We start from the raw sequence: 15,323 nt of genomic DNA, 5'->3' as shown, positions 1-15,323 counted from the left end.
GATGACGCCCGATTACGACATTGCCCTTCGCGTTAATCAGCTGTCGCTGTGGTATGGCGAACGCCAGGCGCTGAATAACATTGATCTGCAGATCCCGAAAAACCGCATCACGGCGTTGATTGGTCCTTCCGGCTGCGGCAAATCGACGCTGCTGCGCTGCTTTAATCGCATGAATGATGTGATCGATCGCTGCCGCATTGAGGGTGAGATTCTGCTGGATGATTACGCGGTGATGCAGGCGAATCAGGATCTTCCCGCGCTGCGACGCCGCATTGGCATGGTATTCCAGCGGCCAAATCCGTTTCCTAAATCGATTTACGAAAACGTGGTTTACGGCCTGCGCTTGCAGGGCGTGCGCGACCGTCGCGTGTTGAATGAAGCCTGTGAGCGTGCGCTGCGTGCGGCGGCCTTGTGGGCCGAAGTGAAAGATCAGCTGGGGCAGAACGCCTTAACGCTCTCTAACGGCCAGCAGCAACGTTTGGTGATTGCGCGTGCCATTGCCATTGAGCCGGAAGTATTGTTGCTGGATGAGCCCACCTCGGCACTTGATCCGATCTCAACGCTGGTGATCGAGGAGTTGATGACCACGCTGAAGCAGCATTTCACGCTGGTGTTAGTGACGCACAATATGCAGCAGGCGGCGCGCGTGTCGGATTACACCGCGTTTATGCATAACGGACAATTAGTTGAGTTTGACGAAACCGATCGTATCTTCACCTCGCCAAAAGCGCGGCGTACCGAAGATTACATTACGGGACGGTTTGGGTGATGGTGCGGACGTGATGAAGGTCGCCATAAATGGCGACCCTACATTAGTCGTGTGCATATCCTTCAGGCGGCAACGGCTGACCATCCAGCCACGCTTTACCCTCACGCATCTGCAAACGCCCATCAACAAACCAGCTGATCACCAGCGGATAGATCGCGTGTTCCTGATGCTGCACGCGCGCGCTGATTTCGTCTTCGCTGTCGCCAGCAAACACCGGCACGCGCGCCTGCAAAATAATCGGTCCGCCATCCAGCTCGTCAGTGACAAAGTGCACTGAAGTGCCATGCTCTTCGTCGCCGTTTTCCAACGCCTGACGATGCGTGTGCAAGCCCGGATATTTCGGCAACAGCGACGGATGAATATTCACCAGACGATCGTGATAGTGCGCGACAAAAGCGCTGCTGAGGATGCGCATATAACCGGCCAGCACCACCAGATCCGGCGCGTAAGCATCAATCTCCTGCATTAGCTGGCGATCAAAGGCTTCGCGGTCGGCAAAATCACTGGCAGCTAACGCATGCGGCGGGACATTGGCTTCCTGCGCGCGCATTAAACCATAGGCACTGGCTTTATTACTGAAAACGGCAGCGACGCTGCCGTTGATACGCCCGCTTGCGCAAGCGTCGAGGATGGACTGAAGATTGCTTCCGTTGCCGGAGATCAGTACAACCAGTTTTTTCATGGATTAATAACCACACGCTCTTCAGAATCAGACGCTTTAATCACACCGATTTTCCATGCTTTTTCGCCCGCGTCGCTCATCAGCTGTACTGCTTTATCGGCTTCTGCCGGGCTCAGTGCAATCACCATGCCCACGCCGCAGTTAAAGGTGCGATACATTTCGTGACGGCTAACGTTGCCCGCCTGCTGCAACCAGCTGAACACAGACGGCCACTGCCAGCTGCTCTCTTCCAGCACCGCTTGGGTGTTGTCTGGCAGAACGCGTGGGATGTTTTCCCAGAAGCCGCCGCCGGTCAGATGCGAAATCGCATGCACATCAACCTGTTCGATCAGGCTAAGGATGTTTTTCACATAGATGCGGGTTGGCGCCAGCAGGTGATCGGCCAGTGATTTGCCATCCAGCTGTTTGGTGGCCGGATCGGTCTGGCTGACTTCAAGAATCTTGCGCACCAGAGAATAACCGTTCGAGTGTGGACCGCTGGAACCCAGCGCGATCAGCACGTCGCCGTCCTGCACTTTCGAACCGTCAATGATTTCTGATTTTTCCACCACGCCGACGCAGAAACCCGCCACGTCGTAATCTTCGCCGTGGTACATGCCTGGCATTTCAGCGGTCTCACCGCCGACCAGCGCACAACCCGACTGCAAGCAACCTTCGGCGATGCCGGTGATTACCGATGAAGCGGTATCCACATCCAGCTTGCCGGTCGCGTAATAATCGAGGAAGAACAGCGGCTCAGCACCCTGAACAATCAGGTCGTTAACACACATGGCGACCAGGTCGATGCCGATGCTGTCATGGCGTTTGAGATCCATCGCCAGACGCAGCTTGGTGCCGACGCCATCGGTTCCGGAGACCAGCACAGGCTCGCGGTACTTCTGCGGCAGCGCACAGAGCGCGCCGAATCCGCCCAATCCACCCATGACTTCCGGGCGGCGGGTTTTTTTCACTACGCCTTTAATACGGTCAACCAGATCGTTACCAGCATCGATATCAACACCGGCGTCTTTGTAGCTGAGAGAGGTTTTGTCGGTCACTGCGGAATCCCCACGCGAGTTGCGGTTGGTGGCAAAAATTAAGCGCGGCAATTCTAACAGCGCAGGCAAACGTTTGCGAGTCCCATCTCATGCTGCCTTTGCATAGCCTCATATTTTCGCCAATCCTTAGATGACGCAGGCTATTGACCGATGACATGTGGCGCAGCGGCGAAAAGGCGGTATAATCCGGCGATTTTTTTTAGCTCAACTCAATTCCGGGAGAACAATCATGAAGATCGTGGAAGTCAAACACCCGCTGGTCAAACATAAACTGGGCCTGATGCGTGAGCATGATATCAGCACCAAGCGTTTCCGCGAGCTGGCCTCGGAAGTGGGCAGCTTGCTGACCTATGAAGCCACCGCCGATCTGGAAACCGAGCGCGTCACCATCGAAGGCTGGAATGGTCCGGTTGAAATCGATCAGATCAAAGGTAAAAAAATCACTGTAGTTCCGATTCTACGTGCTGGCCTCGGCATGATGGAAGGTGTGCTCGAGCACGTACCAAGCGCGCGCATCAGCGTGGTTGGTGTGTATCGTGATGAAGAGACGCTGGAGCCGGTGCCGTATTTCCAGAAGCTGGTGTCGAACATTGAAGAGCGCCTGGCGCTGGTGGTCGACCCGATGCTGGCAACCGGTGGTTCAATGATCGCCACTATCGATCTGCTGAAGAAAGCCGGTTGTACCAGCATTAAAGTGCTGGTGCTGGTGGCCGCACCTGAAGGTATTGCCGCGCTGGAGAAAGCGCATCCGGATGTGGAGCTTTACACCGCATCAATCGATCAGGGACTGAACGAGAAGGGCTACATCATTCCTGGACTCGGCGATGCCGGGGACAAGATTTTCGGAACCAAATAAAAGAAACCAGCCGGCCAGAGAGTCGGCTTTTTTTTGGCAAAAACACAACATTGTCATCCTCGAGTTATTCGAGCCAGGGCAAGGCGGCAAACGAGTTCATCCCGATGAGCTTACTTAAGTAAGTGATTCGGGTGAACGAGAGCAGCCAACGCAGCCATGGCTCGAAGAACGAAGAGGATAGGGGATAATAATGACTCGTCGTGCAATCGGCGTTAGCGAACGCCCACCGCTTTTACAAACCATTCCACTCAGCTTGCAGCATCTGTTCGCCATGTTTGGCGCAACTGTGCTGGTGCCGATTCTGTTCCACATCAACCCGGCCACGGTGTTGCTGTTTAACGGCGTTGGAACACTGCTCTATCTGTTTATCTGTAAAGGCAAAATCCCGGCTTATCTCGGTTCGAGCTTTGCCTTTATTTCGCCGGTGCTGCTGCTGTTGCCGCTGGGTTACGAAGTGGCGCTGGGCGGTTTTATACTCTGCGGTTTGCTGTTCTGCATTGTGGCGCTGATCGTCAAGAAAGCCGGTACCGGCTGGCTTGATGTGATGTTCCCACCGGCGGCGATGGGCGCGATTGTCGCGGTTATCGGTCTGGAACTGGCGGGCGTGGCGGCGAATATGGCAGGTTTACTGCCCGCTGACGGCACCTCGCCAGACAGCAAAACCGTGATCATCTCGATGGTGACGTTGGCGGTGACCGTGTTTGGTTCAGTGCTGTTCCGTGGTTTCCTCGCCATCATCCCGATTTTAGTCGGCGTGTTGGTGGGCTATGCGCTCTCTTACATGATGGGGATTGTGGACTGGACCGCGGTGGAAAATGCACCGTGGTTTGCGCTGCCAACCTTCTACACGCCGCGTTTTGAGTGGGTAGCGATGCTGACCATTCTGCCGGCCGCGCTGGTGGTGATTGCCGAGCACGTGGGTCACTTAGTGGTTACCGCCAACATCGTGAAGAAAGATCTGATCCGCGATCCGGGCCTGCACCGCTCGATGTTCGCCAACGGATTATCCACCATGATCTCCGGTTTCTTCGGCTCCACGCCGAACACCACTTACGGCGAGAACATCGGCGTGATGGCGATTACCCGCGTCTACAGCACCTGGGTAATTGGCGGCGCGGCGATCTTTGCCATTCTGCTCTCCTGCGTTGGCAAACTGGCGGCGGCGATTCAGGCGGTTCCCGTGCCGGTGATGGGCGGCGTTTCGCTGCTGCTGTACGGCGTGATCGGCGCGTCCGGTATTCGTGTATTGATCGAATCTAAAGTGGATTACAACAAGGCGCAGAACCTGATCCTGACCTCGGTGATCCTGATCATTGGCGTGAGCGGTGCCAAAGTGCATATCGGTGCGGCCGAGCTGAAAGGCATGGCGCTGGCAACCATCGTTGGTGTCGGCCTGGCTTTGATCTTCCGTTTAATCAGCGTATTACGTCCGGAAGAAGTGGTGCTGGACGCTGAAGAGAAGCGCGAAAGTTAAGGCTTTTAGCCGGGCAGGGAAGCCCGGTTCATCTCCGGCAAAGATCGTGATAAACTTGCGCGGTTTTCTGCCCGCTCATCCGTTGAGGTACTTCTGAACACGCCGGCACAGCTCTCATTGCCACTCTATTTACCCGATGATGAAACCTTCGCCAGTTTCTGGCCGGGGGAAAACACGTCTCTGCTGGCGGCGCTGCAAGGCGCACTCTCTCAGCAACACGGTAGCTATCTCTATTTCTGGTCGCGCGAAGGCGGTGGCCGCAGTCATCTGCTGCACGCAGCCTGTGCGGAACTCTCGGCGCGCGGCGAAGCGGTGGGCTATGTGCCGCTGGATAAGCGCACGTGGTTTGTACCGGAAGTACTGGAAGGGATGGAGAATCTGGCGCTGGTGTGCATCGATAATATCGAATGCATTGCAGGCGATCCGGAGTGGGAAATGGCGATCTTTGATCTCTACAACCGCATTCTGGAAATCGGTAAAACGCGTTTGCTGATTACCGGCGATCGACCGCCGCGCCAGCTCAATCTCGGCTTACCGGATTTGGCATCACGCCTCGATTGGGGGCAAATTTACCGTTTGCAGCCGCTCTCGGATGACGACAAATTACAGGCGATGCAGCTGCGCGCTGGGCTGCGTGGTTTTGAGTTGCCGGAAGATGTCGGGCGCTTTCTGCTGAAACGCCTCGACCGTGAGATGCGCACGCTGTTTGATACGCTGGATCGTCTTGATCGCGCCTCAATCAGCGCCCAGCGCAAACTTACCATTCCCTTTGTTAAAGAAGCGCTGGAGCTTTAGAGAATCTCCAGCACCGCTTCTGGCGGACGACCAATGCGCGCCTGTTCGCCATTGATCACGATTGGGCGTTCGATCAGTTTCGGATGATCCACCATCGCCTGCAGCAGTTGATCCTCGCTTAACTCGCTATTCGCCAAAGCCAGCTCTTTATACAGATCCTCTTTGCGGCGCATCAGTTCGCGCGCGCTGTGCATGCCGAGTTGTTTCAGCAGACGTTTTAACGTTGGCACGTCGGGTGGCGTTTCGAGATAGAGCACCACTTCGGGCTCGATGCCTTTCTCCTGCAACAGCGCCAGCGTCTCGCGGCTCTTGCTGCAGCGCGGGTTGTGATAAATGCTGATCATAGTTTGGGCATTCCTTTGATCTGTTGAAACCGGCGGTCGCCATAAATGGCGGCCCTACGCGTGTTCGATGTGGGTTTTGTAGGGTGCGCATTTATGCGCACCGGGGAAATTACCCTTTCTGATACACCTTAAAACGCTTCTGCAGTTCACGGAACTGATCGATGCGGGCGTCATAGCGCGCTTGTTTTAGGCTGCCGAGCGGTACTTGGGCGCTGGCGCTGCTCAAGGTAGAGATCGCCTGATCAAGCTGGCCGTTGAGCGCCAAACCTTCAGCGCGCGCTGAAAGTTCTTCATCCCGTAAACCCTGCGCCGCCGAAGCCTGCGCCAGCAGATCAAAGGCGTTAACATCGTCCGGATGCGCAAAGGTATAGCGATTGAGGATGCGGCTGGCGTTGGCCGGCTGTTTCGCTTCGACATAGGCGTTAGCCAGGTTCAGTTGCAGCACCGGATTGGTGCTGCTGCCTTTGGCGCTGGTCAGCATGGCAATCGCCTGCTGCGGCTGGTTCAGGCCGATGTCGATGTCGGTCATGATATCGAGGAACCAGACGTTATCCGGCTGCTTCGCCAGCAGCGGGGCGATCACGCGTTTGGCGCTTTCAAAGCTTTTAGCCTGCAGGAACTGCACCGCTTTGCCGTACTGCGCCGCCTGCTGCTCGCGCACGTTGCCTTTGGCGTATTCGTTCAGCAGGTCATCGGTCAGCTGATTGCGGCCGGTGGCGTACATGCCGAGCGAACGCACTTTCGCCATGTAGAAATCCTGCGACGACTGCACCACCACCGGACGCATCTGGTTGGCGCGGTTACGCGCATCGGCCAGTCGGCTGTCGGGTAACGGGTGCGTCAGCAAAATTTCCGGTGGCTTGGAGGAGAAGCGGCTCTGATCCGCCAGCTTCTGCAGGAAAGTCGGCATCGCTTGCGGATCGAAGCCGGCGCGTTGCAGCACCTGAATGCCGATGCGGTCGGCTTCCTGCTCGTTGCCCTGGGTAAAGCTGATAATGCCTTGCTGCGCGCCTGCCAACGTACCGGTCAGGGCCGCCATGCCCGCTTGCGGACTGGCCATCGCCAGCAGAATCGACCCCAATGCGCCCACCCAGGTCAGCGGCGCATTGCGTCGCTGCTCTTCCATGGCGCGCGCCAGATGGCGCTGCGTGACGTGCGAGATTTCGTGCGCCATCACCGATGCCAGTTGGCTTTCGTTATCGGTGTAGCGGAACAGCGACGAATGCAGCACCACGTTGCCGCCAAAGAAGGCGAAGGCGTTGAGTTCATCGTTCTGGATCAAAAAGAAGTGAAACGGCGTGCGTACCGAGTTGGCATGCGCCACCAGACGCTGACCGAGCTCATTAATATATTGATTCAACAGCGGATCGTTAATCAGAGGCGCACTGGCGCGCAGCTGGCGCACGTAGAAGTCGCCCATCTGCAGTTCCTGATTAATCGAGAGCGTCGAACCTGCTGTGGTGCCCATGTCGGGCAGCGTATCGCTGACGTCAGCGCGCGCACTCAGCGCAGGCGTCAGCAGCAGCGTAGGAATAAGGGCCGCCAGCAATGATTTTTTCAACCGGTTAAACATGCCTTGATCCTGTAAAAGTCACCCGAAATTGGACAGGTAAGTGGTTCAAATGTTCTGCACTATTTTCCATTTGCGTAACGCGCTCTATCTTAACCAGACTGCTGCAACAAGCAAATGACGAAGCTTGATGGGGTATAAATGAAAAAATGGTTACAGCGCGACGAAATTGCAGCAAAAAATTGAATAGGCTGCAGCGAGATAAACAGGCTTCTTAACCGGAAAAAGTTAAAGTTACGTAAAGTTGCTCAAAATTATTGAGCCTGGCATGAACTTTTCCAGGTTTACTCTGAAAAGAAGAGGCAAATCAGCGCTGTTGGCCCGCGCTATCCATCAGTGATTTTAATCGTGATTATGGTGTTAAGGGCATTTTGCACAGTAATTGTTGGACGGATTTTAAACGCACGTAAACTTATCCCTTCTGGATAATGGTCACAATTTCACATCCACTCTTTTCTCAACTCCTGCCAAAGCGTCAATCGAAAGCTTTTTTCAATTAACCCTACTAATTATTTTGCACGCAACCATTCAGCCGGACAGCCCGTCACTACAGGACTTTTGCCCTGCTCACGCTGTGGTATAGATAAGGCACTTTATTCAAACGGACTGTGAATTGACGCGCAGTGCATGCCGGAGAGTTTTTATGCGTTCTGTAGTCTCATACGCCCTTATCGCGATTGTCGGTGGCTTTGTTGGCGCCACCGTGAGCAAAGGTGATGACTTATATCAGCGTGTTGTCAGCCATTTTTCTGCCGAACCTACCGATCCCGACGGTTTCTGGAGCACGCCGGCCGTCGACGGCTACGGCAAAATCCATTACGAGCCGGATGCCGCCTTCAAACCGGTGGTCGGTTTAAGCAACAAAGTGGTGTTTCAAATCACCAAAAGTGAAGGAGAGATGACGCGGCCAAATCTTGGTCTTGAACGTGTCGCGCGCGTGGTGAATCTCTATATCGCTTCGGGCGTACCGGCCGACGACCTGCACTTTGTGGTGTCAGTTACCGGCGATGCCACGCCTGCGATGCTGGATAACGCGCATTTCCAGCAGTTCTACAAAGCGGACAACCCTAATCTGGCGCTGATTGGCGCGCTGAATAAGTTGGGCGTGAAAGTTTCAGTGTGCGATCAGTCGGTGGCGTTCCATCACTTCCCGAAAGAGTGGATTGACCCATCGGTGATTCATGCACTCTCCAGCCCGACCACCGTGTCGACGCTGGAAAATCAGGGTTATGCACTCTTACAGATGTAAATCTCAGGCACAGGAGAAGTGAAATGCGTCCAGCATCCTATATCGTTATTGCGGCCCTGGCAGGTTTTGTCGGCGGCAATGTATTACAACTGCCCGATTTGGTCGACAAGGTCAGCGATAAATTTGCCGACAAGAAAACCGAACCGGCTGACTTCTGGAGCACGCCGGCGATCGACGGCTACGGCAAAATCCATTATGTGAGTGTGCCGGACTACAATCCGGCCACCACGCCAGGATTGAGCAATAAAATCGTCTTTCAGATCAACCGTAATGAAGGGGATATTCATCAGGCCAACCTGGGGCTGGAGCGCGTGGCGCGCGTCACCAACCTTTATTACGCGGCGGGCGTACCGCTAGATCAGCTGAAGTTTGTGGTGTCGATCAACAGCGATGCGGTTCCTGCTGCGCTGAACAACGATCAGTTCCGCAAAGCGTACGGCACCGATAACCCGAATCTCAAGCTAATTGATGAGCTGAGAAAAGCCGGCGTGAAGGTGACTATTTGCGATCAGTCGGTGGCTTTCCATCAGCTGGAACGTGACTGGATTGATACGCGCGTTACTCACACGCTGTCGAGCGGCACCACCGTGGCGTCGCTGCAAAACGAAGGTTACGCCTTCCTGATGTTGTAATGCCTGCCTGACAGCAGTTCGCGCTGCTGTCATCTCGCTGTCATTTATCCGCGATGTTGCTGTCACAGTTCGCCGCTAGTTTAAGCGCCAATGAGATCGATCTCATTGGCACTTTACGAGGCGAACATGTCCGATTTAATCAGCGTGGCCAAACTGGCTGGCGTTTCTCGCGCCACCGCTGCACGCGCATTCTCTGATCCGCATCTGCTGCGTGCTGACACGCTGGAAAAAGTGTTGAGCGCCTCCGAGCAGCTCGGCTTTCGCCCCAATCACATTGCCCGCCAACTGCGTACCCAGAGTTCAACCACCTTCGGCGTGCTGCTGCCGTCGCTGCTCAATCCGATCTTCGCCCGCCAACTGCAAGCGATGGAGCGGCAGGCGCGTGCCGCCGGTTACGGTCTGCTGGTGGCAACCAGTGATTATCAGCCAGAGCGCGAAGCGGCGATTGTCGAGCACATGCTGAATCAGCGTGTTGCCGGTTTGGTTCTTACCGTTGCCGACGCCGATAACAGCGCCATCCTGCATACGCTGCATCAAGCCAGCATGCCGTTTGTCCTGACGCACAACGTGCCGCAGGAAACCCATTGGCCGGCCATTTGCGTCGATAACCGTCAGGCGATGCAAGAAGCCACTCAACATCTGCTGAATCTCGGTCATCGCCACATCGGCATGGTGGCCGGGCCGATGCTGCAATCGGATCGCGCACGTCTGCGCTATCAAGGCTATTGCGATGCGATGCAACAAGCCGGACTCGACGCGCTGCCGGTGATTGAAATGCCCAGCCATACCCAATCTGATTTCGCGCTGCTGCAGCCGCAGCTGAGTGGCGGCACGCCGCTGAGCGCGGTGATTTGCACTAACGATCTGCTCGCCATCAGCCTGATTGGTGCGGCGGCGCGCGCCGGTGTGCGCATTCCGCAGCAGCTGTCGGTAATGGGTTTTGATGGCATCGATATCGGCGAGCAAATCGCGCCGTCGCTGGCGAGCGTAACGCAACCCGCCGACATGCTCGGCGCGGGTGCCATCGACATGTTGTTACAACAAGCCAGCCGCGGTACCCGCGTACTGGCGCATCGGTTGCGCAGCGGCGAAAGCATCGCTGCGCCAGCAACCGCTTTTTCTTCAATTGCCAACATCAGGGAACCATCATGAAAAAAGTCACCATCATTGCTGGGGCGCTCGCACTGACCGCCGGTTCGCTGTTCAGTAGTTTCACCCAGGCCGCTGAGACGGCGATTTGCTACAACTGTCCTCCCGAGTGGGCGGATTGGGGAACCCAGCTTGGCGCCATTGCCAAAGACACCGGGATTCAGGTGCCGCAGGACAACAAAAACTCCGGCCAGGCGCTGGCGCAAATGGTGGCGGAGAAGGGTAATCCGGTGGCAGATGTGGTTTATTACGGCGTCAGTTTTGGCATCCAGGCGGACAGCGCCGGTGTCATCAGCAGCTATAAGCCCGCGCATTGGGACGAAATCCCAGCCGGAATGAAAGATCCCGACGGCAAATGGGTGGCGCTGCACTCCGGCACCATGGGCTTTATGGTTAACGTCGATGCGCTGGGCGGCGCGCCGGTGCCGCAATCCTGGGACGATCTGCTGAAGCCAGAATACAAAGGGATGATCGGCTACCTCGATCCGGCCAGTGCGTTTGTCGGTTACGTGGCGGCCGTAGCGGTCAACCAGGCGAAGGGCGGCAATATGAATGACTTCACGCCTGCGCTGACCTGGTTCAAAAAACTACAGGCAAACCAGCCGATCGTACCGAAGCAGACCGCCTATGCGCGCCTGATCTCCGGTGAGATTCCAATCCTGCTCGACTACGACTTCAACGCCTATCGCGCCAAATATAAAGATCGCGCCAATGTCGCCTTTGTGATTCCGAAAGAGGGCACGGTAACGGTGCCGTACGTTATCAGCCTGGTGAAGAACGCGCCGCACGCAGACAACGGCAAGAAAGTGATCGACTACGTGTTGTCGGATAAAGGTCAGGCGATTTGGGCCAATGCCTTCCTGCGTCCGGTGCGCACCTCGGCGATGTCCGCAGAGGCGAAGAAATTCTTCCTGCCAGACAGCGATTATGCGCGCGCGCAAACCGTGAACTATCAGCAGATGGCCGATGCGCAGAAAGCCTTCTCGGCGAAATACCTGAGCGAGATTCGTTAATGTCGATGGCTGACACCCTGGCGGCCTCGCGCCGCCAGATTCGTACGCAACCGGGCAGCCGCTGGCTGTGGCTGACGCTGCCCGCGCTGCTGTTCTTCTGCGCTTTCTGGCTGCTGCCGTTTGCCCGTTTGTTGCAAATCGGCATGCAGGACGATCGCAGCACCCAGCACAGCGGTTACTGGACGGTGATCACCCAGCCGCACTATCTGCTGAGCCTGCTGAACACCGTGCTGCTGTCGCTGGCGGTGACGCTGGTGACGTTACTGATTGCCGCTATCGTCGGTTGTTTTCTGGCGCGTCAGCGCTTTACCGGGCGCGGCACCTTGCTGGCGTTGCTGACTTTCCCGCTGGCGTTTCCCGGTGTGGTGGTGGGTTTTCTGGTGGTGATGCTGGCCGGGCGTCAGGGATTGCTGGCGCAAATCAGCATGAGCCTGGTGCATGAGCGCTGGACGCTGGCCTATTCGCTGGCGGGGCTGTTTATCGGTTACCTCTATTTCTCGCTGCCGCGCGCCATCATCACGCTGGTGGCGGCCAGTGAAAAACTCGATCGCTCGCTGGAAGAAGCGGCGCGTTCCCTTGGTGCCAGCCAGTGGCGCATCACCTGGGATGTGATTGTGCCGGGCCTGCAACCGGCGCTGCTCTCTACCGGCGCGCTGTGCTTCGCTACCAGCATGGGCGCCTTTGGCACCGCCTTTACGCTCGGCACCGATTTAGCGGTGCTGCCGCTGACCATTTACGGCGAGTTTACCAACTACGCCAACTTTGCCACCGCCGCTGCGCTGTCGGTGTTGATGGGCGGATTCGCCTGGCTGGCGCTGATGCTGGCGCGCCGTCTGGCGCAGGCTAAGGAAGCGCAATCATGAAACGTCGTGGACTGTTTAGCCTGCAACTGTTGATCACCGCCATCACCGCGCTGTTTATGATCGTGCCGGTGGTGCTGTCGATGCTGGCGGGCGTCACCAATAACTATTTTATCGGCCTGCGCAGCGGCTTCACGCTGAAGTGGGTGGAGCAAGTGTGGCAGATGTACGCCGATACCTTCTGGCTGTCGCTGCTGATCGCGCTGTTCTGCCTGTTGCTCACGCTGGTGATTGGCGTTCCCGCCGCGTGGGGATTGTTGAAAGCGCCGGGCCGCTGGGCGGCGCGTATTGAAGAGTGTTTGATGCTACCGGTGGCGCTGCCCGGTCTGGCGACCGCGCTTGGCATCATTCTGCTCTACGGTCAGTTTTCCGGCCTGCGCGATAGCTGGCTGTTTATTCTGATTGGTCACGTGCTGTTTACCTTGCCGTTTATGATGCGGCCGGTGCTGGCGGTGATGCAGGCGGTGGATATGCCGCGTCTGGAAGAAGCCTCGGCTAGTCTCGGCGCCAGCTTGTGGCAGCGCTTCTTTACCGTGGTGGTGCCGAACTGCCGCAACGGCATTCTCGCCGGTGCTTTCATGGTGATCACGCTATCGGTGGGCGAATTCAACATCACCTGGATGCTGCACACGCCGCTGACTAAAACCTTGCCGGTTGGCCTCGCCGACAGCTACGCCTCGATGCGGCTGGAAGTGGGTTCCGCCTACACGCTGATTTTCATTCTGATGATTCTGCCGCTGCTGCTGATGCTCAATGCCGTGAATCACTGGCTTAACCGCGCGGTTTCGCGCCAACACAAGGAGGCAGCATGAATTCTGCGGCCGTTACCGTGACGCTGCGCGGCTGCGCACGTCACTTTAATCATCATCAGGCGCTGCAACCGCTCGATCTCACCGTTCATCCCGGCGAAACGCTGGTGTTGCTAGGGCCCTCCGGCTGCGGCAAAACCACCACGCTGCGCATTATCAGTGGGCTGGAGAGCTGCGACGTCGGCGGCGAAGTGTGGTTTGACGATCGCAATGTTACCGCGTTGCCGATTGAAAAACGCAACGTCGGCATGGTGTTCCAGAACTACGCGCTGTTCCCGAATCTCAATGTGGCCGAGAACGTGGCGTATGGCCTGAAAGTGCAGGGCGTGGCGCGTGCCGAACGCGAAGCGCGCGTGCAGGAGATGCTGGCGCTGGTGGATCTCACCGCGCTGGCACAGCGCAGCATCGACAAACTCTCCGGCGGGCAGAAGCAGCGTGTGGCGCTGGCGCGCGCATTAGCTGCGCGGCCTAAAGTGCTGCTGTTTGATGAGCCGCTGGCGGCATTGGATGCGCGCCTGCGCGATCGTCTGCGTTTGGAGATCGGCGCGCTGCTGAAGAAGCTGGCGATCACCGCAGTCTACGTGACGCACGATCAGCAGGAAGCGATGGCGCTCGGCGACCGTATCGCGGTGATGGAGCAGGGACGTTTGGTGCAAATCGATACGCCGCAGAACATCTATCAGCATCCGGCATCAAAATTTGTCGCCGATTTTGTTGGCGCGATTAACTGCGTAGATGTCGATACGCGCGGCAATCCGCAGCGTTTCTGCCGCCCGGAAGATGTGCTGCTGGCCAGCGATGATCGCTATCAGCGTCAGGGCTTTATTGTTGCCAGCACCTTTTTGGGCGCGTCGCAGCGGCTGATGATCGATATCGGGCTGGCCACGCCGATTCAGGTGGATCGCCACGCACGTGAAGCCTGGCATGCCGGACAAGCGGTGAGCTGGACGCTGGCGCAGGACGCTGCGCTGCAGTTCTCTTAATTGGCCCGGTCGCCATAAATGGCGCCCCTACAAAAGCGTGCGGTGCCGTCGTAGGGTCGCCATTAATGGCGACCGGCCGGCGTTTCATATCTAAAGGAAAAAATTCGTGTCTGAAGCAATGACGCTAATCGCGCAAATTAGCGATTTACACATCAAGGCCAACGGCCGTTTGTCCTACAAAAAAGTCGACACCCAAGCCGCGCTGCTGCGGGTCATCGAGACGCTAAACCGCCTTACTCCGCGCCCGGACATGGTGGTGATTACCGGCGACCTGGTCGATTTCGGCACGGCAGAAGAGTATCAAACGTTGAAGCAGGCGCTGCGCCAGCTGCAGCTGCCATTTTTGCTGATGCCAGGCAACCACGACGATCGTCAGGCGCTGCGTGCGGCATTCCCGGATCATCACTATCTGCAGCGCGGTGAAACCCTGAACTGGCAAATGCAGGTAAAAGGCGTGCAACTGCTGGCGCTCGATTCAAGCGTGCCGCAGCAGCCGTGGGGCTATGTGGATGAAGCGCAGCTGCAGTGGCTTGATGAGCAGTTGCAGCGCCAGCCGCAGTTGCCGACGCTGGTGATGCTGCATCATCCGCCGTTTCTCTGCGGCATAGAACATATGGATAACCAACCGCTGCGCAATCCGGCGGCGCTGGCGGCGATTATCCAGCGTCATCCGCAGGTGGAACGCGTGCTGAGCGGCCATCTGCATCGTTCGGTGCAGGCGCGTTTTGCCGGTACGCTGGCTTGTGTTGCGCCGGGCGTATCGCATCAGGTGGCGTTTGATCTCGCCGAAAATGGCCCTGCCAATTTTGTGCTGGAGCCGCCGGGTTTCCTGCTGCATCGCTGGCATGCGCAGCAGGGCATGAGCACGCATTTGTGTGCTATCGGCGATTATCCCGGTCCGTGGCCGTTTTACGATACCAACGGTTTGATCGATTAGCGCCAGCGCAGAGAAAGAATTGTGTGTGGCTGACAGGATGCTTCGTGCTCAATTTGCGTTGTGGGTGTACAATCGCCCGTTAGCTCACCAGGGCAAGTGCATCCAACAATAACAAGACTGTCAGGCACACATATTGATGAATCTATTCACTAAGGCCGGCGCGT

The 15,323-nt window shown here is 56.9% G+C and carries 16 protein-coding genes; 12 read left to right on the top strand and 4 right to left on the bottom strand.

The genetic code is table 11. The annotated features are described in order from the left end of the window. Position 1: 1 nt before the first annotated feature. The gene (gene pstB, locus FHW71_RS04905; RefSeq protein WP_008108328.1) at positions 2-769 is read left to right on the top strand and encodes a phosphate ABC transporter ATP-binding protein PstB; all 768 of its coding nucleotides are present in this window, start codon (positions 2-4) and stop codon (positions 767-769) included. Between the two features lie 43 nt (positions 770-812). On the opposite strand, the gene purN is transcribed toward pstB, so the two are convergent. Continuing rightward, positions 813-1,451 (bottom strand): phosphoribosylglycinamide formyltransferase, encoded by a 639-nt coding sequence (gene purN, locus FHW71_RS04900; protein WP_179449899.1) that lies wholly within the window; start codon positions 1,449-1,451, stop codon positions 813-815. Continuing rightward, on the bottom strand, positions 1,448-2,488 hold the full coding sequence (gene purM / locus FHW71_RS04895) for a phosphoribosylformylglycinamidine cyclo-ligase (protein ID WP_061718439.1): 1,041 nt from the start codon (positions 2,486-2,488) through the stop codon (positions 1,448-1,450). The genes purN and purM overlap by 4 nt, the downstream gene beginning before the upstream one ends. Before the next feature lie 229 nt (positions 2,489-2,717). Between purM and upp the strand changes: the two genes are divergently transcribed. The 3 genes from upp to hda all read left to right on the top strand — a co-directional run bounded on the left by upp (position 2,718) and on the right by hda (position 5,613). Beyond that, the gene (gene upp / locus FHW71_RS04890) at positions 2,718-3,344 is read left to right on the top strand and encodes a uracil phosphoribosyltransferase (protein WP_008108331.1); all 627 of its coding nucleotides are present in this window, start codon (positions 2,718-2,720) and stop codon (positions 3,342-3,344) included. Positions 3,345-3,534: 190 nt separating this feature from the next. After that, complete coding sequence (uraA, locus tag FHW71_RS04885; RefSeq protein ID WP_154181602.1) at positions 3,535-4,818, top strand: uracil permease; 1,284 nt, start codon at positions 3,535-3,537, stop codon at positions 4,816-4,818. Positions 4,819-4,911: 93 nt separating this feature from the next. After that, positions 4,912-5,613 carry a DnaA inactivator Hda gene (gene hda / locus FHW71_RS04880; protein WP_036649513.1) on the top strand — a complete coding sequence of 234 codons (702 nt, stop codon included), beginning with the start codon at positions 4,912-4,914 and terminating at the stop codon, positions 5,611-5,613. Here the strand turns inward: hda and arsC are convergent. Both arsC and FHW71_RS04870 read right to left on the bottom strand, forming a co-directional pair. Next, positions 5,610-5,957, bottom strand: a complete 348-nt coding sequence (gene arsC / locus FHW71_RS04875; RefSeq protein WP_179449901.1) for an arsenate reductase (glutaredoxin) — start codon at positions 5,955-5,957, stop codon at positions 5,610-5,612. The genes hda and arsC overlap by 4 nt on opposite strands. 109 nt (positions 5,958-6,066) lie before the next feature. Beyond that, the gene (locus FHW71_RS04870; RefSeq protein WP_179449903.1) at positions 6,067-7,530 is read right to left on the bottom strand and encodes a M48 family metallopeptidase; all 1,464 of its coding nucleotides are present in this window, start codon (positions 7,528-7,530) and stop codon (positions 6,067-6,069) included. A 640-nt stretch (positions 7,531-8,170) separates the two neighbouring features. Between FHW71_RS04870 and FHW71_RS04865 the strand changes: the two genes are divergently transcribed. The 8 genes from FHW71_RS04865 to FHW71_RS04830 all read left to right on the top strand — a co-directional run bounded on the left by FHW71_RS04865 (position 8,171) and on the right by FHW71_RS04830 (position 15,159). Continuing rightward, a complete protein-coding gene (locus tag FHW71_RS04865; RefSeq protein WP_008108336.1) occupies positions 8,171-8,776 on the top strand; it encodes a DsrE family protein in 606 nt (201 codons plus the stop codon). Positions 8,777-8,799: 23 nt separating this feature from the next. After that, positions 8,800-9,408 carry a DsrE family protein gene (locus FHW71_RS04860; protein ID WP_008108337.1) on the top strand — a complete coding sequence of 203 codons (609 nt, stop codon included), beginning with the start codon at positions 8,800-8,802 and terminating at the stop codon, positions 9,406-9,408. A gap of 126 nt (positions 9,409-9,534) precedes the next feature. Continuing rightward, on the top strand, positions 9,535-10,560 hold the full coding sequence (locus FHW71_RS04855; RefSeq protein ID WP_179449907.1) for a substrate-binding domain-containing protein: 1,026 nt from the start codon (positions 9,535-9,537) through the stop codon (positions 10,558-10,560). Continuing rightward, complete coding sequence (locus tag FHW71_RS04850; RefSeq protein ID WP_179449910.1) at positions 10,557-11,570, top strand: ABC transporter substrate-binding protein; 1,014 nt, start codon at positions 10,557-10,559, stop codon at positions 11,568-11,570. Before FHW71_RS04855 ends, FHW71_RS04850 begins: the two co-directional genes overlap by 4 nt. Further along, the gene (locus tag FHW71_RS04845) at positions 11,570-12,433 is read left to right on the top strand and encodes an ABC transporter permease (RefSeq protein ID WP_179449913.1); all 864 of its coding nucleotides are present in this window, start codon (positions 11,570-11,572) and stop codon (positions 12,431-12,433) included. Before FHW71_RS04850 ends, FHW71_RS04845 begins: the two co-directional genes overlap by 1 nt. Then, entirely contained in the window at positions 12,430-13,242 is an 813-nt protein-coding gene (locus FHW71_RS04840) for an ABC transporter permease subunit (protein ID WP_008108344.1), read from the top strand. Before FHW71_RS04845 ends, FHW71_RS04840 begins: the two co-directional genes overlap by 4 nt. Then, positions 13,239-14,222, top strand: coding sequence for an ABC transporter ATP-binding protein (locus tag FHW71_RS04835; protein ID WP_179449915.1), 984 nt, complete (start codon positions 13,239-13,241; stop codon positions 14,220-14,222). The genes FHW71_RS04840 and FHW71_RS04835 overlap by 4 nt, the downstream gene beginning before the upstream one ends. A 106-nt stretch (positions 14,223-14,328) precedes the next feature. Further along, positions 14,329-15,159, top strand: a complete 831-nt coding sequence (locus tag FHW71_RS04830) for a phosphodiesterase (protein WP_179449917.1) — start codon at positions 14,329-14,331, stop codon at positions 15,157-15,159. Positions 15,160-15,323 lie beyond the last annotated feature (164 nt).

The sequence above is a fragment of the Enterobacter sp. Sphag1F genome (genome assembly GCF_014193275.1).
GTDB classification, from domain to species: domain Bacteria; phylum Pseudomonadota; class Gammaproteobacteria; order Enterobacterales; family Enterobacteriaceae; genus Pantoea; species Pantoea symbiotica.
This window is presented reverse-complemented; position numbering and strand designations above follow the sequence as displayed.

Coding starts and splice junctions, on each gene's coding strand:
- pstB (WP_008108328.1), top strand. CDS start 2: ATGACGCCCGATTACGACATTGCCCTTCGCGTTAATCAGCTGTCGCTG.
- purN (WP_179449899.1), bottom strand. CDS start 1,451: ATGAAAAAACTGGTTGTACTGATCTCCGGCAACGGAAGCAATCTTCAG.
- upp (WP_008108331.1), top strand. CDS start 2,718: ATGAAGATCGTGGAAGTCAAACACCCGCTGGTCAAACATAAACTGGGC.
- uraA (WP_154181602.1), top strand. CDS start 3,535: ATGACTCGTCGTGCAATCGGCGTTAGCGAACGCCCACCGCTTTTACAA.
- arsC (WP_179449901.1), bottom strand. CDS start 5,957: ATGATCAGCATTTATCACAACCCGCGCTGCAGCAAGAGCCGCGAGACG.
- FHW71_RS04870 (WP_179449903.1), bottom strand. CDS start 7,530: ATGTTTAACCGGTTGAAAAAATCATTGCTGGCGGCCCTTATTCCTACG.
- FHW71_RS04865 (WP_008108336.1), top strand. CDS start 8,171: ATGCGTTCTGTAGTCTCATACGCCCTTATCGCGATTGTCGGTGGCTTT.
- FHW71_RS04860 (WP_008108337.1), top strand. CDS start 8,800: ATGCGTCCAGCATCCTATATCGTTATTGCGGCCCTGGCAGGTTTTGTC.
- FHW71_RS04855 (WP_179449907.1), top strand. CDS start 9,535: ATGTCCGATTTAATCAGCGTGGCCAAACTGGCTGGCGTTTCTCGCGCC.
- FHW71_RS04850 (WP_179449910.1), top strand. CDS start 10,557: ATGAAAAAAGTCACCATCATTGCTGGGGCGCTCGCACTGACCGCCGGT.
- FHW71_RS04845 (WP_179449913.1), top strand. CDS start 11,570: ATGTCGATGGCTGACACCCTGGCGGCCTCGCGCCGCCAGATTCGTACG.
- FHW71_RS04840 (WP_008108344.1), top strand. CDS start 12,430: ATGAAACGTCGTGGACTGTTTAGCCTGCAACTGTTGATCACCGCCATC.
- FHW71_RS04835 (WP_179449915.1), top strand. CDS start 13,239: ATGAATTCTGCGGCCGTTACCGTGACGCTGCGCGGCTGCGCACGTCAC.